The sequence below is a fragment of the Roseateles sp. genome (genome assembly GCF_039929605.1).
GTDB lineage: Bacteria > Pseudomonadota > Gammaproteobacteria > Burkholderiales > Burkholderiaceae_C > Pelomonas.
This window is the reverse complement of sequence record NZ_JBDSQX010000143.1, coordinates 16,867-37,873: the sequence shown is the minus strand read 5'-3', so window position 1 is coordinate 37,873 and position 21,007 is coordinate 16,867. Positions and strand designations below refer to the sequence as shown.

General features: G+C 69.1%; 20 protein-coding genes. 11 read left to right on the top strand and 9 right to left on the bottom strand.

What is annotated here, in order from left to right; all coding sequences use genetic code 11:
• Nucleotides 1-86 precede the first annotated feature (86 nt).
• Both ABIS05_RS19925 and ABIS05_RS19920 read right to left on the bottom strand, forming a co-directional pair.
• Complete coding sequence (locus ABIS05_RS19925; RefSeq protein WP_348012654.1) at nucleotides 87-1,223, bottom strand: PilT/PilU family type 4a pilus ATPase; 1,137 nt, start codon at nucleotides 1,221-1,223, stop codon at nucleotides 87-89.
• A 149-nt stretch (nucleotides 1,224-1,372) separates the two neighbouring features.
• On the bottom strand, nucleotides 1,373-2,416 hold the full coding sequence (locus ABIS05_RS19920; protein WP_348012653.1) for a type IV pilus twitching motility protein PilT: 1,044 nt from the start codon (nucleotides 2,414-2,416) through the stop codon (nucleotides 1,373-1,375).
• A gap of 26 nt (nucleotides 2,417-2,442) precedes the next feature.
• Here ABIS05_RS19920 and ABIS05_RS19915 point away from each other — a divergent pair, with 26 nt between their 5' ends.
• Complete coding sequence (locus ABIS05_RS19915; protein ID WP_348012652.1) at nucleotides 2,443-3,117, top strand: YggS family pyridoxal phosphate-dependent enzyme; 675 nt, start codon at nucleotides 2,443-2,445, stop codon at nucleotides 3,115-3,117.
• Between the two features lie 6 nt (nucleotides 3,118-3,123).
• On the opposite strand, the gene galB is transcribed toward ABIS05_RS19915, so the two are convergent.
• On the bottom strand, nucleotides 3,124-5,733 hold the full coding sequence (gene galB, locus ABIS05_RS19910; protein ID WP_348012651.1) for a beta-galactosidase GalB: 2,610 nt from the start codon (nucleotides 5,731-5,733) through the stop codon (nucleotides 3,124-3,126).
• 105 nt (nucleotides 5,734-5,838) lie between these two features.
• Here galB and ABIS05_RS19905 point away from each other — a divergent pair, with 105 nt between their 5' ends.
• The 4 genes from ABIS05_RS19905 (at nucleotide 5,839) to ABIS05_RS19890 (ending at nucleotide 9,912) form a co-directional block, all read left to right on the top strand.
• Nucleotides 5,839-6,531, top strand: coding sequence for a cytochrome C (locus tag ABIS05_RS19905; protein ID WP_348012650.1), 693 nt, complete (start codon nucleotides 5,839-5,841; stop codon nucleotides 6,529-6,531).
• Nucleotides 6,528-7,799 carry a cytochrome c gene (locus tag ABIS05_RS19900; protein ID WP_348012649.1) on the top strand — a complete coding sequence of 424 codons (1,272 nt, stop codon included), beginning with the start codon at nucleotides 6,528-6,530 and terminating at the stop codon, nucleotides 7,797-7,799. The genes ABIS05_RS19905 and ABIS05_RS19900 overlap by 4 nt, the downstream gene beginning before the upstream one ends.
• Before the next feature lie 209 nt (nucleotides 7,800-8,008).
• On the top strand, nucleotides 8,009-9,556 hold the full coding sequence (locus ABIS05_RS19895; RefSeq protein WP_348012648.1) for a methyl-accepting chemotaxis protein: 1,548 nt from the start codon (nucleotides 8,009-8,011) through the stop codon (nucleotides 9,554-9,556).
• 38 nt (nucleotides 9,557-9,594) lie between these two features.
• Complete coding sequence (locus ABIS05_RS19890; protein ID WP_348012647.1) at nucleotides 9,595-9,912, top strand: energy transducer TonB; 318 nt, start codon at nucleotides 9,595-9,597, stop codon at nucleotides 9,910-9,912.
• Nucleotides 9,913-9,922: 10 nt separating this feature from the next.
• Here ABIS05_RS19890 and ABIS05_RS19885 read toward each other — a convergent pair whose 3' ends face one another.
• Nucleotides 9,923-10,321, bottom strand: coding sequence for a hypothetical protein (locus ABIS05_RS19885; protein WP_348012646.1), 399 nt, complete (start codon nucleotides 10,319-10,321; stop codon nucleotides 9,923-9,925).
• Nucleotides 10,322-10,428: 107 nt separating this feature from the next.
• Here ABIS05_RS19885 and ylqF point away from each other — a divergent pair, with 107 nt between their 5' ends.
• From ylqF to ABIS05_RS19870, 3 genes are read left to right on the top strand one after another with little or no spacing between them, the layout of a single operon-like run.
• The gene (ylqF, locus tag ABIS05_RS19880; RefSeq protein ID WP_348012645.1) at nucleotides 10,429-11,382 is read left to right on the top strand and encodes a ribosome biogenesis GTPase YlqF; all 954 of its coding nucleotides are present in this window, start codon (nucleotides 10,429-10,431) and stop codon (nucleotides 11,380-11,382) included.
• 44 nt (nucleotides 11,383-11,426) lie between these two features.
• Nucleotides 11,427-12,827, top strand: a complete 1,401-nt coding sequence (locus ABIS05_RS19875) for a wax ester/triacylglycerol synthase domain-containing protein (RefSeq protein WP_348012644.1) — start codon at nucleotides 11,427-11,429, stop codon at nucleotides 12,825-12,827.
• The gene (locus ABIS05_RS19870) at nucleotides 12,824-14,029 is read left to right on the top strand and encodes an acetyl-CoA C-acetyltransferase (RefSeq protein WP_348012643.1); all 1,206 of its coding nucleotides are present in this window, start codon (nucleotides 12,824-12,826) and stop codon (nucleotides 14,027-14,029) included. Before ABIS05_RS19875 ends, ABIS05_RS19870 begins: the two co-directional genes overlap by 4 nt.
• 52 nt (nucleotides 14,030-14,081) lie before the next feature.
• Here ABIS05_RS19870 and ABIS05_RS19865 read toward each other — a convergent pair whose 3' ends face one another.
• A complete protein-coding gene (locus ABIS05_RS19865; protein ID WP_348012642.1) occupies nucleotides 14,082-14,252 on the bottom strand; it encodes a hypothetical protein in 171 nt (56 codons plus the stop codon).
• A 135-nt stretch (nucleotides 14,253-14,387) separates the two neighbouring features.
• Here ABIS05_RS19865 and ABIS05_RS19860 point away from each other — a divergent pair, with 135 nt between their 5' ends.
• Nucleotides 14,388-14,627, top strand: a complete 240-nt coding sequence (locus tag ABIS05_RS19860; protein WP_348012641.1) for a hypothetical protein — start codon at nucleotides 14,388-14,390, stop codon at nucleotides 14,625-14,627.
• Between the two features lie 6 nt (nucleotides 14,628-14,633).
• Here ABIS05_RS19860 and ABIS05_RS19855 read toward each other — a convergent pair whose 3' ends face one another.
• Nucleotides 14,634-15,809 carry a YbfB/YjiJ family MFS transporter gene (locus ABIS05_RS19855; RefSeq protein ID WP_348012640.1) on the bottom strand — a complete coding sequence of 392 codons (1,176 nt, stop codon included), beginning with the start codon at nucleotides 15,807-15,809 and terminating at the stop codon, nucleotides 14,634-14,636.
• Between the two features lie 80 nt (nucleotides 15,810-15,889).
• On the opposite strand from ABIS05_RS19855, the gene ABIS05_RS19850 reads away from it, so the two are divergent.
• Nucleotides 15,890-16,708 (top strand): M90 family metallopeptidase, encoded by an 819-nt coding sequence (locus ABIS05_RS19850; RefSeq protein WP_348012639.1) that lies wholly within the window; start codon nucleotides 15,890-15,892, stop codon nucleotides 16,706-16,708.
• 15 nt (nucleotides 16,709-16,723) lie between these two features.
• On the opposite strand, the gene ABIS05_RS19845 is transcribed toward ABIS05_RS19850, so the two are convergent.
• The 3 genes from ABIS05_RS19845 to ABIS05_RS19835 all read right to left on the bottom strand — a co-directional run bounded on the left by ABIS05_RS19845 (nucleotide 16,724) and on the right by ABIS05_RS19835 (nucleotide 18,970).
• Entirely contained in the window at nucleotides 16,724-17,278 is a 555-nt protein-coding gene (locus tag ABIS05_RS19845; protein WP_348012638.1) for a protein phosphatase CheZ, read from the bottom strand.
• Nucleotides 17,279-17,381: 103 nt separating this feature from the next.
• Nucleotides 17,382-18,200 (bottom strand): DUF2520 domain-containing protein, encoded by an 819-nt coding sequence (locus tag ABIS05_RS19840; protein ID WP_348012637.1) that lies wholly within the window; start codon nucleotides 18,198-18,200, stop codon nucleotides 17,382-17,384.
• A 5-nt stretch (nucleotides 18,201-18,205) separates the two neighbouring features.
• Nucleotides 18,206-18,970, bottom strand: coding sequence for a methyltransferase (locus tag ABIS05_RS19835; protein ID WP_348012636.1), 765 nt, complete (start codon nucleotides 18,968-18,970; stop codon nucleotides 18,206-18,208).
• 239 nt (nucleotides 18,971-19,209) lie between these two features.
• Here ABIS05_RS19835 and ABIS05_RS19830 point away from each other — a divergent pair, with 239 nt between their 5' ends.
• Nucleotides 19,210-20,994 (top strand): ABC transporter ATP-binding protein/permease, encoded by a 1,785-nt coding sequence (locus ABIS05_RS19830; RefSeq protein WP_348012635.1) that lies wholly within the window; start codon nucleotides 19,210-19,212, stop codon nucleotides 20,992-20,994.
• Nucleotides 20,995-21,007: the final 13 nt, after the last annotated feature.

Sequence of the window (21,007 nt, the reverse complement as noted above, 5' to 3'; positions counted from 1 at the left end):
CGCAGAGGGCAGGGAGTGAAGGCAGGGAGGACAGGAAGGCGGGGCGGTATTGCTGGCGGTGGTGCGTTTATCATCCGCACCGCGGTTCAGACGATGCCGAGATGACCGGTGCCGGCCGTAAGGTCGCGGTCTTTCGCGTCCTTGCCATTGAGCTTGATGGACAGGCGCAGGTCGTTGACCGAGTCGGCATTGCGCAGCGCGTCCTCGTAGCTGATCCTGCCGGCTTCGTACAGATCGAACAGCGCCTGGTCGAAGGTCTGCATCCCGAGCTCGCGCGAGCGCTTCATGACCTCCTTGATCTCGGCGACTTCGCCCTTGAAGATCAGGTCGGAAATCAGCGGCGTGTTCAGCAGGATCTCGACCGCAGCGACGCGGCCCTTGCCTTCGCGGCGCGGCAGCAGGCGCTGGCTGATCAGCGCGCGCAGGTTCAGCGAGATGTCCATCAGCAGTTGCTGGCGGCGGTCTTCGGGGAAGAAGTTGATGATGCGGTCCAGCGCCTGGTTGGCGCTGTTGGCGTGCAGCGTGGCCATGCACAGGTGGCCGGTCTCGGCGAAGGCGACGGCATGCTCCATCGTCTCGCGGTCGCGCAGCTCGCCCATCAGGATGACGTCGGGCGCCTGGCGCAGCGAGTTCTTCAGCGCCGCCTCCCAGCTGTCGGTGTCGATGCCCAGCTCGCGCTGCGTGACGATGCAGTTCTTGTGCGGGTGCACGAACTCGATCGGGTCCTCGATGGTCACGATGTGGCCATAGGTTGTCTCGTTGCGCTCGTCGATCATCGCGGCGAGCGACGTGCTCTTGCCCGAGCCGGTCGCGCCGACGACGATGACCAGGCCGCGCTTCTGCTGCACCACCTCGCGCAGCACGACGGGCAGGTCCAGCGACTCGATGGTGGGCAGCACGGACGGGATGGTCCGCAGCACCATGCCGACCTGGCCCTGCTGGATGAAGGCGTTGACGCGGAAGCGCCCGACGCCATGCGGCGAGATCGCGAAGTTGCACTCCTTGGTGCGCTCGAACTCGGCGGCCTGCTTGTCGTTCATGATGGCCCGCGCCAGTTGCAGCGTGTGCTGGCCGGTCAGCGGCTGCGGCGACACCTTGGTCAGCTTGCCGTCCACTTTGATGGCGGGTGGGAACTCGGCCGTCAGGAAGAGGTCGGAGCCCTTGCGCGACAGCATCAGCCGCAGCAGGTCGTTGATGAATTTCGAGGCCTGGTCGCGTTCCATGGTCAATCCGATGCGAAAAGTATTTGGGCCGAGCGCCGGGCTGCTCCCAGCCGGCCCGCGATGCAAATCAATGAGGGCCGCGGCCCGCAGTGATTTGCACCCCCTCGGGGGGCGGTTCGGCGTACTCGCCGAACCGGGGGTGAACAGTGCTAGCCGGGGAAGTTCTCGGGGAACTTGGCTTTTGAGCGGGCTTCCGATGGAGCAATGATGTTGCGGCGGACCAAGTCCGTCAGGTTCTGGTCCAGCGTCTGCATGCCCTGGGCATTGCCGGTCTGGATGGACGAGTACATCTGCGCCACCTTGTTCTCGCGGATCAGATTTCGGATGGCCGAGGTGCCCAGCATGATCTCGTGCGCTGCCACGCGGCCGGTGCCGTCCTTCAACTTGCACAGGCTCTGCGAGATGACGGCGACGAGCGACTCCGACACCATCGCCCGCACCATCTCCTTCTCGGCCGCAGGGAAGACGTCGACGATGCGGTCCACCGTCTTGGCGGCCGACGAGGTGTGCAGCGTGCCGAACACCAAGTGGCCCGTTTCCGCCGCGGTCAGCGCTAGGCGGATGGTTTCCAGGTCGCGCATTTCGCCGACGAGCACGCAGTCCGGGTCTTCACGCAGGGCCGAGCGCAGCGCGTTGGCAAACGAGTGGGTGTGCGGGCCGACCTCGCGTTGGTTGATCAGGCTCTTCTTGGATTCGTGCACGAACTCGATCGGGTCCTCGATGGTGAGGATGTGGCCGTATTCGTTCTCGTTGAGGTGGTTGACCATGCCGGCCAGCGTCGTGCTCTTGCCCGAACCGGTCGGGCCGGTCACCAGTACCATGCCGCGCGGCTTGAGGGCCAGGTCGGCAAAGATCTTGGGCGCGTTGAGTTGCTCCAGGCTGAGAATCTTGCTCGGAATCGTCCGGAACACGGCGCCCGCGCCGCGATTCTGGTTGAAGGCGTTGACGCGGAAACGCGCCAGGCCCTGGATCTCGAAGGAGAAGTCGACCTCCAGCACCTCCTCGTACATCTTGCGCTGGGTGTCGTTCATGATGTCGTAGACCATGTCATGGACCGCGCGGTGGTCCAGGGCCTCGACATTGATGCGGCGCACGTCGCCGTGCACGCGGATCATCGGCGGCAGGCCGGCCGAGAGGTGCAGGTCCGACGCCTTGTTCTTGACCGAAAATGCCAGCAGCTGAGTGATGTCCATGGTGTACCTGTAAAGCTCGGCTGATTATGGCCATCTCAGATTCCCTCCAAGTCATCAAAACACGGATCACTGCGGCATGTGTCGCAGCGGGCCGTGCACCCGACACCGTCAGCCTGCTCGTCGTCAGCAAGACTTTCCCCGGCTCGGCCGTACGGGAAGCCTTCGCGGCCGGTGCGCGCACCTTCGGCGAGAACTACGTGCAGGAGGGCCTGGCCAAGGTCGACGAACTCGCCGACCTGCGCGGCCAGGTCGAGTGGCACCTGATCGGCCCGCTGCAGTCCAACAAGACGCGGCCGGTCGCCGAAGCGTTCGACTGGGTGCATTCGGTGGACCGGCTGAAGATCGCCGAGCGGCTGGCCGAGCAGCGCCCGGCGCAGATGCCGCCGCTCAACGTCTGCCTGCAGGTCAACATCAGCGCCGAGGCCAGCAAGAGCGGGCTGCTGCCGGCCGACGTGGCCGCGCTGGCGCATCGGGTGGCCGCCCTGCCCCGGCTCAAGCTGCGTGGGCTGATGGCGGTACCCGAACCCGGCCCGGGCGCCTTGGCCCAGCACCAGGCGATGGCCGCGCTGTTCGAGGCGCTGAAGGCCGAGGGCCTGGCGCTGGACACGCTGTCGCTCGGCATGAGCGCCGATCTTGAAGACGCCATCCAGGCCGGCTCGACGATGGTGCGCGTCGGCTCGGCCATCTTCGGCAGCCGCTGAACCCGCTCAGCGGGGGCGGATCACGACTTCGGCGGGCTTCAAACCGTCAGACGACACACGCAGCGTCACCGGCCCGGTCGCGCCCGGCTTGAGCTTCACGATCGCCAGCGCCAGCGCGTTGAAGGCCTTGCGCTCGGTGGCGCCAAAGGCGGTGGGGTCGGTCGCGTCGCCGTTGTCGGTGGCGACGATCTCGCCCGGGCCGTCCAGCGTGAAACTGAGCTTGCGTTTGCTGCGCGGCACCGCCTGACCGGCGGCGTCGGCGACGGTGGCGGTCACGAAGGCCAGGTCGCGGCCGTCGGCGGTGATGGCGACTCGGTCGGCAGCGAGCTGCAGACCCTCGGCCGGGCCCGTCGTCGCGACGCGGCTGCGCGCCCATTCCTTGCCGGCCTTGTAGGCCACCACGAGCAGTTCGCCGGGCTCGTAGACGACGTCGTCCCAGCGCAGCCGGTATTCACCCGCCGCCTTGGCCTTGCGGCCCAGCGAGCGGCCGTTGAGGAACAGCTCCGCCTCGTCGCCCGAGGTGTAGACATGCACCGGCGTGACCTGGCCGACGCGCTCCGGCCAGTTCCAGTGCGGCAGGATGTGCGCCATCGGCAGCTCCGGCCGCCAGTGCGCCTGGTAGAGGTAGAAGCGGTCCTTCTTGAAGCCGGCCAGGTCCAGGATGCCGAAGTAGGAACTGCGCGACGGCAGCTGCAGCTTGCCCAGCCGCGCCAGCTCTTCCTTGGCGCGCTCACGCTCCTCGCCGGCCGGGAAGTTCAGCAGGTTGGTGGCGTCATCGTTAAAGGGCGTGGGCTCGCCGAGGTAGTCGAAGCCCGTCCAGACGAACTCGCCCGCGACGAAGCGCTGCTGGTCCTGGGCGCGGAATTCGGCGTCTGGCGTCGTGGCCCAGGGCGGCGCCACGAGGTCGTAGGAGCTGACCTGGAAATTGGCACGGCCCAGCTTCGGGTCGTCGCTCACCGGGAAGACGTATTCGCCGCGCGAGCTGACGGTGGAGGCCGTCTCGCTGCCGTACAGCGGCTGGGCCGGGTTGGCGGCGTGGAACTTGGCGTATTCCTTGGGCTTGTAGTTGTAGCCGAACACGTCCACGGTCTTCTGGAAACCGTTGTAGCCGGCCTGCAGCACGTGGGCCGCCGCCGAGACGAGGCGGGTCGGGTCCTCCCGCTTCACCAGCTCCGCCAGGCGCGTCGACACGGCCGGGCCATCCGCGCGGCCCAGCTCGTGGATCTCGTTGCCGGTGCTCCACAGGATGACCGACGGGTGGTTGCGGTCGCGCCGCACCCAGGCGCGCAGATCGGCTTCGGACCAATCGGCGAAATGCTGGTGGTAGTCCTGGCGCTTCTTGGCCTGGGTCCAGGTGTCGAACAGCTCGTCGACGACGAGCATGCCCATGCGGTCCGTCAGCTCCAGCAGCTCCGGCGCGGGCGGGTTGTGGCTGGTGCGGATGGCGTTGACGCCCATCTCCCGCAGCAGCTCCAGCTGCCGCTCGGCGGCGCGCACGTTGAAGGCAGCGCCCAAGGCGCCCAGGTCGTGGTGCATGCACACGCCCTTCAGGTCGACGCGGCGGCCATTGAGGTGGAAACCGTCGTCCGCCGTGAAGGCGATGCGGCGCACGCCGAAGGGCGTTTCCACGCGGTCGCGCACCGCATTGCCTTGCCTGACCGTGACGACGGCGACATGGCGCTGCGGCGAGCCCACGTCCCACAGCGCCGGCTGGGTCAGCTGCAGGTCGAAGTCCAGCGACGTGCGAGCGCCAGCTTTCAGCGTGCGCGCCTGCTCGCGCGAGCGGGCCAGCGCGGCGCCGACCGGGCGGCCTTGGGCGTCGGCCCGGTAGACCTCCACGCCCACGCTGACCTTGACCGGCGCGCCCGAGGCATTGGCCACCGCCGCCCGCACCGCCACGACAGCGCGCTCGGCCGACACCTCGGGCGTGCGCACGAAGACCTGGCCCGCCGGCACGTGGACGGCGTCGGTACGCGTCAGCCAGACGTGCCGATAGAGGCCACCGCCGGGATACCAGCGTGAGGAGTTGGGTGGGTTGTCGAGCCGGATCGCGAGGCTGTTGTCCGCTCCTGGCTTGAGGCACCCCGTCAGGTCCACCTGGAAGGACGTGTAGCCATACGGCCAGCCGCCCACCAGCCGGCCATTGCAGTAGACGGCGGAGTTCGCCAGCGCGCCGTCGATCTCCAGCACGGTGCGCTGTCCGGCGCCTACGGCCGGCAGCGCCAGGCGCTTGCGGTACCAGCCCACGCCCTGCCAGGGCAGCTTGCCGGTCTCGCCCGGCAGCGCCTGGACGAAGGCGCTCTCCACGCCCCAGTCGTGCGGCAGGTTGAGCAGCCGCCAGCCGGCATCGTCGAACTCGGGCCTGGCGTAGGCCAGCGCCTCGCCGGGCGCCGGCCCGGCCGGCGGCGCGGGCGGCACCGCAGCCAGCAGCGGTGCGGCCGTCGCCAGCAGCCAGGGCTTGAAATCCTGGGCAGGGATGACGGGCGCGCCCGCCGGATCGCCCTGCGTGAAGCGCCAGCCGGCCGACCAGTCCAGCCGCTCGCGCGCTTGCGCCGGTGGGCTGATCGACAAGGCCAGCAAGGCAGCAAGCAGGGGCAGCGGAGCGGAGATCGACATGGTCTGGCCTTGGATGCGAGCGGAGCGCCGCATGCTAGAGGCCAGCCCTGCCCCCACGCGCTGAGGCAACGCTCAAGCCGCTGAGCGAATGCCACACTGCTGCCCATGGCCTCACCCTTGACCGCTGCGCTGGCTGCCAGCCTGTTGATCCTCATCGGCACGGCCCGGGCGGAACCCGTGCCCAACACCCTCGCCCAGCGCGCCCTGGCCTGCACCGGCTGCCACGGCAAAGAGGGCCGCGCGGCGCCCGACGGCTACTACCCGCGCCTGGCGGGCAAGCCGGCGGGCTATCTGCACAACCAACTGCTGAACTTCCGCGACGGCCGGCGCGACTACGGGCTGATGAGCGAGCTGATCGCGCCGCTGTCCGACGCCTACCTGAAGGAGCTAGCCGGGCATTTCGCATCGCTAGACCTGACTTACCCGCCGCCGCAGAAGCCCACGCTGCCCGCACCGGAACTGGCCCGGGCCGAGGCGCTGATCCGCAACGGCGACGCCACCCGCCGCCTGCCCGCCTGCACCGCCTGCCATGGCGAGCGCCTGACTGGCACCCAGCCCACCGTGCCCGGGCTGCTCGGCTTGTCGCGCGACTATCTGAACGGCCAGCTCGGCGCCTGGCGCAGCGGCCAGCGCCGTGCCCAGGCGCCCGACTGCATGGCCGAGATCGCCAAGGCGCTGACCACGGCCGAGATCAACGCGGTGACGCAGTTCCTCGCCGGCCAGGCCATGCCGGCCGACCCTCACCCGGCCGCTGCACTGGCGGCGCCTGCGCCGCTGCGCTGCGGGGGCCTGAAGTGAAGCGCCTGCTCATCGCCGTCGCCGTGATGATCCTGGGCGCGCCCTGGGCGCTGCTGGCCTGGCAGCGCAACCTCTCCGACGCCACGCCGGCGTCCACCGCCCCCGTCAACCTACAGCGCGGCGCCTACCTCGCCGCCGTGGGCAATTGCGCCGGCTGCCACACGGCCCGAGGCGGCGAGCGGCTGGCCGGCGGCCGAGCCATCCCGACGCCCTTCGGCACCGTCTTCTCGGCCAACCTGACGCCCGACGCCACCGGCCTGGCCGGCTGGAGCGCCGACGACTTCTGGCGCGCGCTGCACCTGGGCACAAGCCGCGACGGCCGGCTGCTGGTGCCGGCTCACCCCATCACCAACACCACCCTCGTCACCCGCGAAGACACCGACGCGCTGCACGCCTGGCTGCAGGCCCAGCCGCCGGTGGCCGCCCCGCGCCGCGAGCACGAGTTGCGCGGCGTCTACGGCAGCCAGCTGGCCATCGCTGCGTGGCGGGCGCTGTACTTCAAACCCGGCGTCTACCAACCGGACCCCGCGCAGGACACCGCCTGGAACCGCGGCGCCTACCTCAGCCAGGGCCTGGCCCACTGCAGCGCCTGCCACGCCCGGCGCGACGCCCTGGGTGGTGACCGCGGCGCCGCAGACTTCCGCGGCGGCCTGCTCGCAGGCCTGGGCTGGTGGGCGCCCTCGCTGCACGACCCTGCAGAAGCCGGCGTGCAGCGCTGGCCCGCAGAGACGCTGCAACGCTGGCTACGCGACGGGCATGCCGACAGCCACACCGCCCAGGGTCCGATGGCCGAGGTCGTGCTGGGCAGCACGGCCGCGCTGGACGACGCCGACCTCGCCGCCATGACGACCTATCTGCGCGCCTTGCCCGAACAGACCGCCGACCGACCCGAAGGTGCTCTGCCGAGCTCCCGCCGCCGGGAGTTGGGCGCCGGCCTCTACCGCGAGCATTGCGCCGCCTGCCACGGCGCCAACGGCGAAGGCCGGCGCGATGAAGCCGGCGCCCTGGCCTACCCGGCACTGGCCGGCAGCCGCCTCGTCACCCAGGCCAGCGCGGCCAACCTGATCCGCCTCATCGAGCGCGGCGGCTTCGCGCCGGCCACGCCCGGCCACCCGCAGCCCTACGGCATGCCGCCCTTTGCCGGCGTGCTGGGCGCCGAGGACCTGGCCGCGCTGGCCAGCCATCTGCGCCAGGCTTTCGGGCACCGCGCGGGCGAAATCGACACCGTCGAAGTGTTGCGTCAGCGCGCGGCAACCGCTTCACATTGATTCACGAAGCCCCGGGGCGAGAGGCCGTCGTGAACGACTTCACGGCAAGCGTGAAGACGCCGGAAGCAAATGGTCACAGGTCGCGACACACTGCGCGGCGGCCCGTCGCTGGGGCAGCCAAGTATTGGCATGCGGGCCTACAGTCCATTTTGGACCCGAAGCGGCACGGGCCACCGGTACACGAAGACCACGACAAGGAATAGAACCGAATGAACTTCCTGACGCAATTGCGCATCGGCCAGCGCCTGGCCGTTAGCTTTGGCCTGCTGATCGTGCTGCTGATCGCCATCGGCTTTTTTGGTGCCAACAACGCCAGTCGTCTGGCCGGCGATCTGGACCGCACCGCCAATTCCAGCCTCGTGAAGATCGGGGCCGCCAATGTGTTGGAAAGCCAGATCAACATCATCTCGCGCGCCGTGCGCGACCTGCTGCTGCTGGACACGGCGGGCGCCATCAAGAAGCAGAAGACAGCCATCGCCGATGCGCTGAAAGAGTCTGACAAGCAGCTGAACGAACTGGAAGCCGCCGCTGCGGAGGGCTCGGAGAAGAGCGTCGTGACCGAGGTGCGTGACCAGAAGGTCAAGTTCCTGACGGCGCTGGAAAAGTTCCAGAAGATCCAGGCCGACGGCAGCCCCGACGAAGCGCGCGAAAGCCTGATCACCGACCTTCGCCCCGCCCAGGCGGCGCTGCAAAAGGGCCTGAAGGATCTGGTCGACATGCAGTTCAGCAGCGCCAAGGCACTCGCCACCTCCGGCGGTGAACTGGCCCGTCGCTCGGTCATGCTGACCGTACTGCTGGTGGCCGTGGCGGCCGCCATCGGCATTGGCGGCGGCGTCGTCATCTCCCGCTCCATCGTGGCACCGGCGCGCCGCGCCCAGGCTGCTGCCGAAGCCATCCGTGACGGCGACCTGACGCAGGACATCCAGGTCGAAGGCCGCGACGAACTGAGCCAGATGCTGCAGGCCATGAAGGACATGCAGACCGCGCTGTCCGGCGTCGTGCGCGACGTATCAACCGCCGCCAGCGAGGTGGCCCAGAACTCCGGCACCATCGCCGACAGCAACGCCAACCTGGCCGATCGCACCAACCGCTCGGCCGCCAGCCTGCAGAACACGGCCGCGTCGGTCGAAGAGATCGCCTCCACGCTCAAGGGTGCCAGCGACCTGACTCGCCGCGCCGCCGGCATCGCCATCACGGCCCGCCAAGCTGCCAGCAATGGCGGCGCCGTCGTCTCCAAGGTCGTCGAAACCATGGAAGAGATCAGCGCCAGCTCCAAGAAGATCGGCGACATCATCGGCGTCATCGACGGCATCGCCTTCCAGACCAACATCCTCGCGCTGAACGCTGCGGTGGAAGCCGCCCGCGCCGGCGAGCATGGCCGCGGCTTTGCGGTCGTGGCGTCGGAAGTGCGGGCGCTGGCTCAGCGCTCGGCCGGTGCCGCCAAGGAAATCAAGGTGCTGATCCAGGAATCGACCGTCAAGGTCGAGAACGGCACCAAGCTGGTCAACAACGCCGGCGTCACCATCCGCAGCGTCGTCGACGAAGTGAACAACATGGGCCAGCTGATCGAGGAAATCTCGCACTCGGCCCACGAGCAGGCCGCAGGTGTCGGCATCGTCAACGGTGCGATGAACGAACTGGACCGCGCCACGCAGCAGAACACCACGCTGGTGGGCGACCTGAGCCGCTCGGCCGACGCGCTGCGCGACAGCTCCACCCGCCTGATCGACGCCGTCGGCTTCTTCCGCGCGGCCTGAACCTCCTGAACCTCATCCCTCACTTGCAAAGGTTCGCCATGTCCTTCCTGCGTTCCGCCACCGTCTTCGTCGCCACCCTGATGCTGGCCATGGCCGCCCACGCCGTGCCCAAGGTCATCAAGAAAGTGCCACCTGAGTTCCCGGCCGAAGCCTCCAAGAAGGGCATCTCGACCGGCTCCGTCAAGGCCAAGCTCAACATCGAGGCCGACGGCAAGGTCAGCAGCGTCGAAATCGTCGAGGCCGAACCCAAGCGCGTCTTCGACCGCGCCGTGATCGCGGCGCTGATGGAATGGAAGTTCGAGCCGGGCGAGAAGACCAGCCACGAAGTGAAGTTGGTTTTCAAGAACGAGGACTAGAAGCCGAGTGCTACCGCCTCGTCAGGGGCGCTACGTCAGCTGGTTTCTCTGCGGCCTGCCACCAGCGCACGCCGCCCACCGTCAGCATCAAAACGATCACGGCGCCGGCCGCCCAGCCGAGGCGCCGTTTTCTTTGGGCACGCTGCACCCTCGCCTGCCCCACGCCGGTCGCTTCGCGCAGTGCCGATCCCTCCGCTGCGGCCGGCCGGCGCTTCAGGTTCACCGCCTGCTTGCGCCCGTCACGGCCGGTGACGATTTCAAAGCTCAGGGGCTCGTCCAGCCGAGGCCCCTCCCCATCGGTCGGGAATGCGCCCAGGCCCACAAACACCTCGTCGCCGCCGTCCACGGGGTGGATGGTGCCGTAACCGGCATCCGGGTTCCAGGCACTTAGAACACCTTCGAATCTCATACAGACCTCTATCGCGCAAGCCTGCAATCTTGGGGGTTGCGGGTGCTGACGTGGCAACGGGATGTAAGCCCACGACAATCCAGCCCTTCGCACAAACCCGCTCGCGCATGTCCATCAACTGGTTTCCCGGCCACATGAACTCCACCCGCCAGGCGATCAAGGATCGCGTCAAGGCGGGGCTGGACGTGGTCATCGAGCTGCTCGACGCGCGCCTGCCCGGCTCCAGCAGCAACCCGCTGCTGGCCGCCCTCACGACCGGCCGCCCATCGCTGAAGGTGCTGAACAAGCAGGACCTGGCCGACGCCGCCCAGACGGCCGCCTGGCTGGACTTCTACAACGCCCAGCCGCACACCCGCGCCATCCCGCTGGACGCGGGCGAGAAAACCCCGGCGCGCGCCCTCATCAAGGCTTGCCGCGAGCTCGCCCCCTTGCGCGGCGACATCCACAAGCCGCTGCGCGTGCTGATCTGCGGCATCCCCAACGTGGGCAAGAGCACGCTGATCAACACCCTGGTGGGCAAGCGCGCCGCCAAGACGGGCGACGAGCCCGGCATCACCAAGCTGGAACAGAAGTTCGTGCTGGAAAACGGCTTCTACCTGTTCGACACGCCCGGCATGCTGTGGCCGCGCATCTCCATCGAGCAGAGCGGCTACAACCTCGCGGCCAGCGGCGCCATCGGCCGCAATGCCTTCGACGAGGAGGAAGTGGCGCTGGAGCTGATCACCACGCTCAAGCGCCGCTATCCCGAGCAGTTGCAGGCTCGCTATGGCCTGACCGAGCTGGGCGCGGAAGACGCCGTGCTGGAAGCCATTGGCCTGAAGCGCGGCGCCAAGGTCCGCGGCGGCGCGGTGCAGATGCACAAGGCCGCCGAGGCACTGCTGATCGACTACCGGCAAGGCCTGCTCGGCCGCATCACGCTGGAGACGCCCGACGAGATGGCGGCCTGGCGCCGCGAGGCTGCCGAAGACGAGGCCCGCAAGGCCGCCGAACGCGACGCCGCACAGGCGGCCGAGAAGGTCAAGCGCAACGGCAGGCGCAAGGCGTCCAGCGGCGAGGCGTGATTTCCCGGGTTTGACCGGCCCGGGCACCCGCCTATGCTGGGCCCATGACCCGCCTATCCCTGCTGGACCTCGCCTTCTTCATCGCCGAGAGCGAGGCCAGCCCCAAGCATGTGGCCGGGCTGCACATCCACCGCATCCCCAAAGGCGGCGGCGCCAACTTCGCCAAGCAGCTCTTCGAGGACTTCCTGGCGCAGACCGACGTCGAGCCGCCGTTCGATCAAGTCATCCATTTCCTGTCCGCCGGGCTGATGCCAAGCTGGAGCGCGGCTGAGGCGGTGAACCTGACGCAGCACGTCTTCTTCCACAAGCTCAAGGCCGGCGCCAACGACCGCGAGGCCCTCTACGCGCTAACGTCTCAGCTGCATGAACCCCTGCTGGACCGGAGCCGGCCGCTGTGGGCAGTGCATGTCATCGCGGGCCTGTGGGACAAGCAGTTCGCCGTCTACTACAAGATGCACCACGCGGTCGCCGACGGCATCACGATGATGCGCTGGGGCATGGCCTCGCTGCGCACGACGCCGGACGACCTGACCGTCACGCCTGTCTGGACCTTCGACCACACGCACCGTGGCGACAGAAGCCGCAAGAAGCGGCTGGACCAGGCCGTCGCAGGCACGGTCTGGAAGCAGCTCACCGCCAACAGCAAGCGCGCCGTCGGCATCGGCCGGCTCACGGCCATGCTGGGGCTGGAAGCCGTCAAGCTGACCAAGAATGCCATCGCCCTGCCCTTCAAGGCCAGCGGCGCTACGCCCTTCACCGGCAACGCGACGCCGGGCCGCCAGTTCGCCACCGCCGCCGTGCCCATGGCCCGCATCGACGCCATCCGCAAGGTGGCCCGCGCCACGCTCAACCATGTGGCGCTGACCTGCCTGGACGGCGCCATGCACCGCTACCTGGCCGACGAAGGCATTGCGCTGGACCGGCCCATCACCATTCAGATGCCGGTCAACCTGCGCCCCGAGGGAAGCCCCGGCGAGAAGGCCGGCGGCAACAAGATCGGCATCATCCTCGTCGACCTGTCGCCGCCCACCGACGACGCCTACGTGCGCCTGCGCAACGTCGGCTACTCGCTGCGCAATGTGCGCGCCATGATCGACTCGGTCTCGCCTGAGGCCGTCGAGACCTACACCATCCTCACCGGCCTGCTCGGCCAGATCGCCGGCATGTTGAAGCTGGCCGACGTCGTCACGCCGCTGGGCAACACGCTGGTGTCCAACGTGCCGGGGCCTGCGGCCAAGCTCTACCTGAAGGGCGCCGAGCTGACCGAGATGCACCCGGTGTCGACGCTGCCGGCCACGCACCTGCTCAACATCACGCTGTTCAGCTACGCCGGCACGCTCTCCTTCGGTTTCATCGCGACGGACGCGCTGCCCAACCTCGCTCGGCTCGCCGCTTACGTTGACGAAGAGATCACGGCGCTGGAAAAAGCCGTGGGCATTGCATGACATTCGACGCCTACCTCTTCGACCACTGCCGCACGCCGCGCGGCAAGGGCAAGCCCGAAGGTAGCCTGCACACGGCCACGCCGATCTGGTTGCTGCGCACACTGCTGCAGGCCCTGCGCGAACGCAATGGGCTGGACACGGCGCTGGTCGACGATGTCGTGCTCGGCTGCGTGACGCCCATCGGCGAGCAGGGCGGCGACATCGCGCGCATCGCCGTGCTGGACGCGGGCTGGGCCGAGTCGGTGGCCGGCGTCACGCAGTCACGCTTCTGCGCGTCGGGGCTGGAGAGCGTCAACCTCGCCGCCGCCAAGGTGGCCAGCGGCTTCGAGCGGCTGGTGGTGGCCGGCGGCGTGGAGAGCATGAGCCGCGTGCCCATGGGCAGCGACGGCGGCGCCTGGCTGCTGGACGAGCGCGTCGTGCAGGCGATCGGCCTGGTGCCGCAGGGCATCGGTGCCGACCTGATCGCGACGCTGGAAGGCTTCTCGCGCGGCGAGCTGGACGCCTACGCCGCCCGCTCCCACCAACGCGCTGCTGCCGCACGCGCCGAAGGCCGCTTTGCGCGCGCCCTTGTGGCTGTGCATGACGAGGCCGGCGCGCTGCTGCTGGCCGAGGACGAAACCATTCGCCCGCAGACTTCCGTCGAAACGCTGGCCGCGCTGAATCCGGCCTTCCTCAAGCTCGGCACCAGATTCGACGCGCTGGCCCTGCGCAAGTACCCGCAGGCAGCGGCCATCGAGCACCGCCACCATGCCGGCAATTCATCAGGCATCGTCGACGGCGCAGCGCTGATGCTGGTCGGCTCCCGGGCCGGTGGCGAGGCGGCGGGTTTGAAACCGCGTGCCCGCATCCGCGCCGCCGCTGTCACCGGCAGCGAGCCGACCATCATGCTGACCGGCACGACGCCGGCCTGCCACAAGGCGCTGAAGCAAGCCGGCATGCAGCCGGGCGACATCGACCTGTGGGAGATCAACGAGGCCTTTGCTGCCGTGCCGATGAAGACGGCGCGCGACCTCGGGTTGGACATGGACCGAGTCAACGTCAACGGCGGCGCCATCGCGCTCGGCCACCCGCTGGGAGCAACCGGCGCCATGTTGCTGGGCACGCTGCTCGACGAGTTGGAACGGCGCGATCTTCAGACCGGCGCCGTGACGCTGTGCGTGGGCGGTGGCATGGGCATCGCCACCGTCATCGAGCGCGTCTAGGAGGTTGTCGGGCTTTGGGTCGGGTGCGCCCGACCCAAGGCCCGAAAGCCTCCTAGTAACGCCGGCCGGGCTGCTCGTAGCCTCGACCGCGGTCGTAGGAGTCGTCGTAGTGGCGGTAGCGGTCGCCGCCGTGATAGCCGCCGTGCCGGGCCGGCACGATGATGCAGCCCGAAAGCAGCACCGCGGATGAGATCAGGGCAATGGCCAGGGCCAGTCGTTTCATGAGTCAACTCCAGGCTGCAAAGATGCAGCTGCCCGTCCTTAACCGTACGGCGCGTCACCAGGATGACGGACTCACAGAGAGTTACTTCGCGTCCAGAGCCCGATATCCTGCGAGCCTCGAACTCCTGAGGACACCATGAAACGATTGCTGATATCCCTGCTCTTGGTCGGCTTGGCCGGCTGCGCCGCGCCGCCGCAGACCAACGACCCGGTCACGGCCGGCACGATCTGCGAGCGCGAGGTCCGCGTCGGCAGTGCCCTGCCGGTCACGCGCTGCACCACCGCTGAGCAGCGTGAGGCCGACCGGCGTGCCGCCGAGGCCGCCGGAAACACCGTCCGGCCGGCCACGGCCAAGATGCCAGGGAGTGGCTCCTGACCAGGATCAGCCGCGCGAGTCCCGCAGCACCGTCACCAGCAGCAGCATGCCGGCCAGCATCACGCCGGCCGTCAGCCACAGCGCGGCGTTGAAGCTGCCGCTGGCTTCCACCATGCGGCCCGTCAGTGCCGGCGCGCTGACCTGAGCTACGCCGTAGCTCAGCGTCAGCCGCGCCATTGCCTTGCCGGGATTGGCGGGTGAGCGGCGGCCGACGAGGGCCAGCGTCAGGCTGACGATGCCGATGAAGGTCGCGCCGTAAAGCAGCGCACCCAGCAACGCGGCGGCCAGCCCGCTGAAGAGCGCGGGTAGCAGCACGCCGACGATCTGCACGCCGAAGGCGATCAGCAGCGCGCCGACATCGCCGGTGCGCCGCGCGATGCGGTCCCACACGAACACCGCCGGCGTGGCCGCCAGGCCGACGAGCAACCAGGCCCACGGCCCCTGGCCCGCCAGCAACGGTTGCTTCTCGACGATGGCGACGGTGAAGGTCGCGTTGATGACAAAGCCCCAGCCGGCGCAGAAATAGGCGGCCACCATCAGCGCCATCCAGCGTCGGCTCGGCGCCTCGCCCGCAGCGGACCTGGCCGGCGGCGGCGGCACCGGCGGGCGCCACAGCCAGGCGGGGATCAGGAAGGCCAGGCCGAGCAGCGCAAAGCCCTGCCATTGCACGGCCCAGTCAAGGTGCAAGCCCGTCATGCCCAGGGCGCCCACGGCGGACACGACGATGCCCAGGCCCAGGCCGATGAAGTACAGGCCCAGCTCCGGCCGGCGCCCCGAGCGCATCAACCAGCCTTGCACCAGCCCTGAGCCGAGCAGCATGCCGGCCGCGCCGCACAGGCCGCCGACGTAGCGCGACAGGGCCCAGCCGCTGAAGGACGTGCCCAGCCCCATCAGCGCCGTGATGACGAGGGCCAGCGGCAGCGCCCAGACGTAGAGGCGTTGGCGCCAGACCGGGCTTTCGATCCACGCCGCCAGCAGCGCGCCGCTCATGTAGCCGGCGTAGTTGATGCCCGCCAGCAGCCCGCCGTCGGCCACGCCGAGGCCGGCCTGGGCGTGCATCTGCGGCAGCAGCGGCGTGTAGGCAAAGCGGGCCAGGCCGATGGTCAGCACCAGCGCGCAGACGCCGCCCAGCAGCACCTGCCAGGCTTGCAGACGGGGCGGCTCGATGGCGGTGTGGGGCATGGGCCGCAGGTTACGCGAGGGCGCGACGGCGCTTGCCTGCGGGGGCTTGCAATGCGCGCCGCCGGGCCCAGTTGCCGAGCATGCCGCTGCTTATCTGCTTCGCCCTCGTCCTGCTGGCCGCCGCAGCAATAGCGCTGTGGCCGCTGTGGGTGAGGGGGCGGCGCGAGCGCATTGCCGGCCGGCCCTTCCCGCCAGCGTGGCGGCGGCTGCTGCGCCGGCATGTGCCGCTGGTGTCGCGGCTGCCGGCGCGCCAGCAGCTCAAGCTCAAGGGGCTGATGCAGGTCTTCCTGGCCGAGAAGTCCATCCTCGGCTGCGGCGGCCTGCGGGTGACGGACGAGATGCGCGTCACCATCGCCGCGCTGGCCTGCCTGCCGCTGCTGGGTGCGGCGCGCGGCGTCTACCCGGCACTGCGCCAGGTGCTGCTCTACCCCGGCGCCTTCGTCGTGGACCGGCCTGTGACCGAGGGCGGCGTGCAGTCAGACCAGCGCCGTGTGCTGGCCGGCGAGAGCTGGAGCCAAGGCCAGGTGCTGCTGGCCTGGGATGAGGTCAGGCGCGGCGCGTCAACGCCGGGCGACGGCCACAACGTCGTCATCCACGAGTTCGCCCACCAGTTGGACCAGGCCGGTGGCCGGGCCAATGGCGCACCGGCCCTGCCGACAGCCGAGGCCTACCGGCGCTGGTCGACCGTGATGCAGAACGAGTTCGACGCGTTGCGCTGGAAGCTCGCGCGGGGCGAACCCAGCCTCATCGACGCCTACGGCGCGACGGACCCGGCGGAGTTCTTCGCTGTCATCAGCGAGCTGTTCTTCGAGCGGCCCATTGAGCTGGCTGCGGATCACCCGGCGCTGTACGGCGAGCTGAGTGGCTACTACCGGCTGGACCCGACCGGCTGGGTCTAGCCAGCAACCGGAAGATCAGAAGCCCAGACTGGCCAGCAGGTCGTCCACATCGTCTTGCTTGAGCGCCTTGTCGGGCGTCTGCACACCACCGAGTTCAGCGGACGCAGCGCCAGCCACGGGCGCGGGCAGCGACGAGATCAGATCCTTGAGCGGCGGCTCGGCGCGCTCCAGCATCTTGCTGACCTTGTTGATGACCTGGCCGGAGAGATCCTGGAAGTCTTGCGACATCATGATCTCGGTGTGCAGCGACTTCTCGCGCGCGGCAAAGCTGGCGGCATCGGCCGCGTAGGCGGCGCACAGTTTCATCACTGCACGCGCACGGTCGGGGCTGATGTTGCTGGACAAGGCCAGCCGGTTCAGCGCGTCGGACAGCGCGCGGCCCTTCTTGCGCACGGCTTCAGCGTCGTCCTGGGCGGCTTCCACCAGGTTCAGCACCTTGGTGGCGGCCTGCTCCGTCATGCTGCGCACGTAGGCCAGGCGCTCGCGGGCATCCGGCAGTTCCTCGACGACCGCCTGCAGGATCTGGGCTGCGTCGGCTCGGATCGAGGCCTGGATGGATGCATCGGACATTGGGGGCTCCCTGGCAACACCCGTCCACGCGACAGGGCGAAGGCAGTTTAGGACTGCGCCCTGCGGCCGCGCAGAGGTGAGCACGCTGTGAGCGAGGCCTTTGTCACGGCCGATGCAAACGTGTTCCTGGCCCCGCCAGCAAGGCTCGCAGCGCGGCGACCTGGGGGCCGCCCAGGCGCCCGGCGGCCTCGGCCAGCGCGAGCTGGCGCCGGCCGAGCGCCAGCAATAAATCGTTGTCCAGACCGGCAGAGGCCAGCGCCTCCAGGTGGCGGGCCAGCACGCGGGTGTCGCCCCGCGCGACGGGGCCAGACACCGCACCGGCCAGGCCACGCAAAGCGGCGGTGTCCAGCGCGCCGCGCGTCAGCGGCAGCAGCGCCGGCAAGGCGTCGTCGGCTGCCAGGCCGGCAGCGGCCCACAGCGCGCTGGCTTCGGCCAGCACGGCCAGCACGCCGCTGGCGGCGAGGTTGGCGGCGGCGTGGTACGCGGCACGGGCCTGTGCGCCCATGGGCGACGGCAAGATCAGCGGGATGAGGCCGAGGCGTTCGGCCAAGGCCTGCAGTTCGCGGCGACGGACGCCATCGGCTTCGATGCCGACATGCACACCGGCGAGGTCGGCGTCACCAGCGAGCAGCTTCAGCGGATGAAAGCTGGCCGCCGCCGGCGCGGGCGCCAACGCGGTGAGCGGAGTCGCGCCGCTGCAATGCAGCGCGAGCTGGCCGGTGCGCCAGGGCAATGCCGCAGCGGTAGCAGCGATGTGGTCATCGGGGACGGTCAGCCAGACCCAGTCGGCCGAACGCGCCGCGTCAGCCACGGCGGCAGCGCCGTCGGCACGGCGGGCAATGACGACCTCCTCGCCCGCCGCCTGCAACGCCGGCACCAGCGCCTTCGCCATGCGCCCATAGCCGATCACCGCGTGTGTCACGACTCTCAGGGCTTGACGAACTTCAGCGTCATGCGGTCGCTCTCACCGATGGCCTGGTACTTGGCGCGGTCCTTGTCCTTGAGCGCGTAGGTGGGCGGCAGTGTCCAGACGCCTTCCGGGTGATCGGCGGTGTCCTTGGGATTGGCATTGACCTCGCTCCTGCCGGCCAGCTTGAAGCCCGCAGCTTCGGCGAACTTGATGACAACCGCCTCCTGCACATAGCCGCTCGGGGCCTTGGCGTCCTGGGCGCGCGAAGCGGGCAAGCGGTGCTCCTCGACGCCCAATGTGCCGCCCGGCTTCAGCGCCTTGAAGGCCGCGTTGAAGACGTCCTGGGCCTTGCCGCCGTTCATCCAGTTGTGCACGTTGCGGAAGGTCAGCACCACGTCGGCGCTGCCGGGCGGCGCGATGTCGAACAGGCCCTTGGCGGGGTCGAAGGTGGTGATCTTGACCTTGCCGTAGACGCCCATCGAATCCATCTTGGCCTTGAAGCGGGCGCCGCCGCCGTCGGCCGCGTAGAGCTGGCCGGCGTCGCGCAGATAGGGCGCCAGGATCTCGGTGAACCAGCCACCGCCGGGCACCAGCTCGACGACGGTGTCGGTCGGCTTGACACCGAAGAAGCTCAGCGTCTCGTAGGGGTGGCGCGAGGCGTCGCGGGCGACGTTGCCCACCAAGCGATTGTCGGCCGCGACGGCGGCCTTCAGCGGGTCCTGGCCCTGGGCCTGTGCGCCTGCGGCGGCCAGGGCGAGGGTGGCGATCAACCAAGTCTTCATGGGGGGTGTCTCCTTTGGGAGCGGGCAGTATCCGCGCCCGTCAAAGCCCCTGACGAAGGTCAGCGCTTGAAGGCGGGCGACGCCGACCGCCTCGGGTCAACGCACGGGGCCAGCTGCGCGCGCCGCATCGGCCTTGCGCCGAGCTCAGCAGCACGGCGACAGCGGGCCGGCCTGCCGTCTGACACCGGCGCAATGCGCGCCCACCTAGGCTCGCTATACGCATCTTTTGCGTCTCGACCATGCCGCCCACCGCCGCCACTGCAACCGCCACCGCCGCCACGGCCTCTGCCGCCGACGCGCCCTCCGCCTGGGGGCGCTTTCTCGTCGTTGCCCGACCCTACTGGATGGGCGACCGCAAGCGCGTCGCCTGGGCCGTGCTGGTAAGCCTCGTCGTGCTGATGCTGCTGGACACGCAGCTTGCCGTGCTCGTCAACCGGCAGACCGGCGAGCTGACCTCGGCGCTGTCGGCGCGCAATGAAGAACGCTTCTGGGAAGCCGTGCGCGGCATGCTGTGGGTGGTGGGATTTGCGGTGCCCGTCTACGCCATCTACTACGCCGCGCGTGACGCCTATGCCAACGACTGGCGGCGCTGGCTCACGCATCGCTTCCTGGACGCCTATCTCGGCGACCGCGCCTACTTCCGCCTGGCCGGTGTCGACAATCCCGACCAGCGCATCGCCGAGGACGTCAACACCTTCACCGGCCGCTCGCTGAACTTCCTGCTCATCCTGCTCGGCTCGGCGATGCAGCTCGTCGCCTTCAGCACGGTGCTGTGGGGCCTGTCCAAGATGCTGGTGGGTTTTCTGATCGCCTACGCGCTGGTGGGCACGGCGCTGTCCATGCTGATCTTCGCGCGGCCGTTGATCCGGCTGAACTTCTGGCAGCTCAAGCGCGAGGCGGACTTCCGCTTCCGGCTGATGCGGCTGCGCGAGAACGCCGAGTCCATCGCCTTCTACCGCGGCGAGAAGCAGGAGCGCCACCAGCTCGACCAACGCCTGCGCGCAACGCTGCTCAACACCAAGAAGATGATCCGCGCGCAGTTCATGCTGAACCTGTTCCAGCGCTCCTTCAGCCAGCTGAGCCTGCTCGTGCCCTTCGTCGTGCTGGCCGGCCAGGTGCTGGCCGGCGAGCTGGAAGTGGGCCAGGCCGTGCAGGCCGGCGGCGCCTTCGCGGCGGTGCTGAGCGCGGTGTCCCTCATCGTCGACAACTTCGACAGCCTCTCCCGCTTCGTGGCCGGCATCGACCGCCTGCACGTGATGGCCCAGAAGCTGGAAGAAGCACCGCCCACCGCCGGCATCGAGCTGAAGCCGGCGCAGGACCTGAAGCTGTCCCACCTGACCGTAAAGGCACCCGAGGGCGACCGCGTCTTCGTGAAAAACCTGTCGCTCAGCGTGCCGGCCGGCGAGTCATTGCTCATCACCGGGGCCAGCGGCACCGGCAAGAGTTCACTGCTGCGCGCCATCGCGGGCCTGTGGACGCAGGGCAGCGGCACCATCGACCAGCCGCCGCAGGACGACGTCTTCTTCCTGCCGCAGCGGCCCTATCTGCAAGTCGGCTCGCTGCGCAGCCAGCTCATCTACCCCAGCACCCACAGCAAGCTCGACGACGCGGCGCTGCTGAAGGTGCTGGATGACGTGCAGCTGCGCCACCTCTGCGAGACCGACAACGGCCTGGACCGCAGCGAGGACTGGGAGAAGCTGCTCAGTGGCGGCGAGCAGCAGCGCCTGGCCTTTGCGCGGCTGCTGGTGCATGCGCCGAAGGTGGCCATCCTCGACGAGGCCACCAGCGCGCTGGACGACGCCAACCAGCAGCGCCTGTACGAACGCCTGCGCGACCGCGGCACCACGCTGATCAGCATCGCCCACCGCGCCGCCGTGACGGGCTTCCACCGCCGCGTGCTGCAGCTGCTGGGCGGCGGGAAATGGAAGCTGACCAAGACGCCGGCCGAGCCAGCGGCAGACGCCAAGGGCAGCAACGCCGCCGATCCGGTGGAAAAGGTGAAGGCCCGATCAGATGCCGCGTGAGCGGGATAGAACA

Excerpts from the sequence above, each read along its gene's own strand:
- ABIS05_RS19925 (WP_348012654.1), bottom strand. The coding sequence starts at position 1,223 with ATGGAACGCGACCAGGCCTCGAAATTCATCAACGACCTGCTGCGGCTG.
- ABIS05_RS19920 (WP_348012653.1), bottom strand. The coding sequence starts at position 2,416 with ATGGACATCACTCAGCTGCTGGCATTTTCGGTCAAGAACAAGGCGTCG.
- ABIS05_RS19915 (WP_348012652.1), top strand. The coding sequence starts at position 2,443 with ATGGCCATCTCAGATTCCCTCCAAGTCATCAAAACACGGATCACTGCG.
- galB (WP_348012651.1), bottom strand. The coding sequence starts at position 5,733 with ATGTCGATCTCCGCTCCGCTGCCCCTGCTTGCTGCCTTGCTGGCCTTG.
- ABIS05_RS19905 (WP_348012650.1), top strand. The coding sequence starts at position 5,839 with ATGGCCTCACCCTTGACCGCTGCGCTGGCTGCCAGCCTGTTGATCCTC.
- ABIS05_RS19895 (WP_348012648.1), top strand. The coding sequence starts at position 8,009 with ATGAACTTCCTGACGCAATTGCGCATCGGCCAGCGCCTGGCCGTTAGC.
- ABIS05_RS19890 (WP_348012647.1), top strand. The coding sequence starts at position 9,595 with ATGTCCTTCCTGCGTTCCGCCACCGTCTTCGTCGCCACCCTGATGCTG.
- ABIS05_RS19885 (WP_348012646.1), bottom strand. The coding sequence starts at position 10,321 with ATGAGATTCGAAGGTGTTCTAAGTGCCTGGAACCCGGATGCCGGTTAC.
- ylqF (WP_348012645.1), top strand. The coding sequence starts at position 10,429 with ATGTCCATCAACTGGTTTCCCGGCCACATGAACTCCACCCGCCAGGCG.
- ABIS05_RS19875 (WP_348012644.1), top strand. The coding sequence starts at position 11,427 with ATGACCCGCCTATCCCTGCTGGACCTCGCCTTCTTCATCGCCGAGAGC.
- ABIS05_RS19870 (WP_348012643.1), top strand. The coding sequence starts at position 12,824 with ATGACATTCGACGCCTACCTCTTCGACCACTGCCGCACGCCGCGCGGC.
- ABIS05_RS19865 (WP_348012642.1), bottom strand. The coding sequence starts at position 14,252 with ATGAAACGACTGGCCCTGGCCATTGCCCTGATCTCATCCGCGGTGCTG.
- ABIS05_RS19860 (WP_348012641.1), top strand. The coding sequence starts at position 14,388 with ATGAAACGATTGCTGATATCCCTGCTCTTGGTCGGCTTGGCCGGCTGC.
- ABIS05_RS19855 (WP_348012640.1), bottom strand. The coding sequence starts at position 15,809 with ATGCCCCACACCGCCATCGAGCCGCCCCGTCTGCAAGCCTGGCAGGTG.
- ABIS05_RS19850 (WP_348012639.1), top strand. The coding sequence starts at position 15,890 with ATGCCGCTGCTTATCTGCTTCGCCCTCGTCCTGCTGGCCGCCGCAGCA.
- ABIS05_RS19845 (WP_348012638.1), bottom strand. The coding sequence starts at position 17,278 with ATGTCCGATGCATCCATCCAGGCCTCGATCCGAGCCGACGCAGCCCAG.
- ABIS05_RS19835 (WP_348012636.1), bottom strand. The coding sequence starts at position 18,970 with ATGAAGACTTGGTTGATCGCCACCCTCGCCCTGGCCGCCGCAGGCGCA.
- ABIS05_RS19830 (WP_348012635.1), top strand. The coding sequence starts at position 19,210 with ATGCCGCCCACCGCCGCCACTGCAACCGCCACCGCCGCCACGGCCTCT.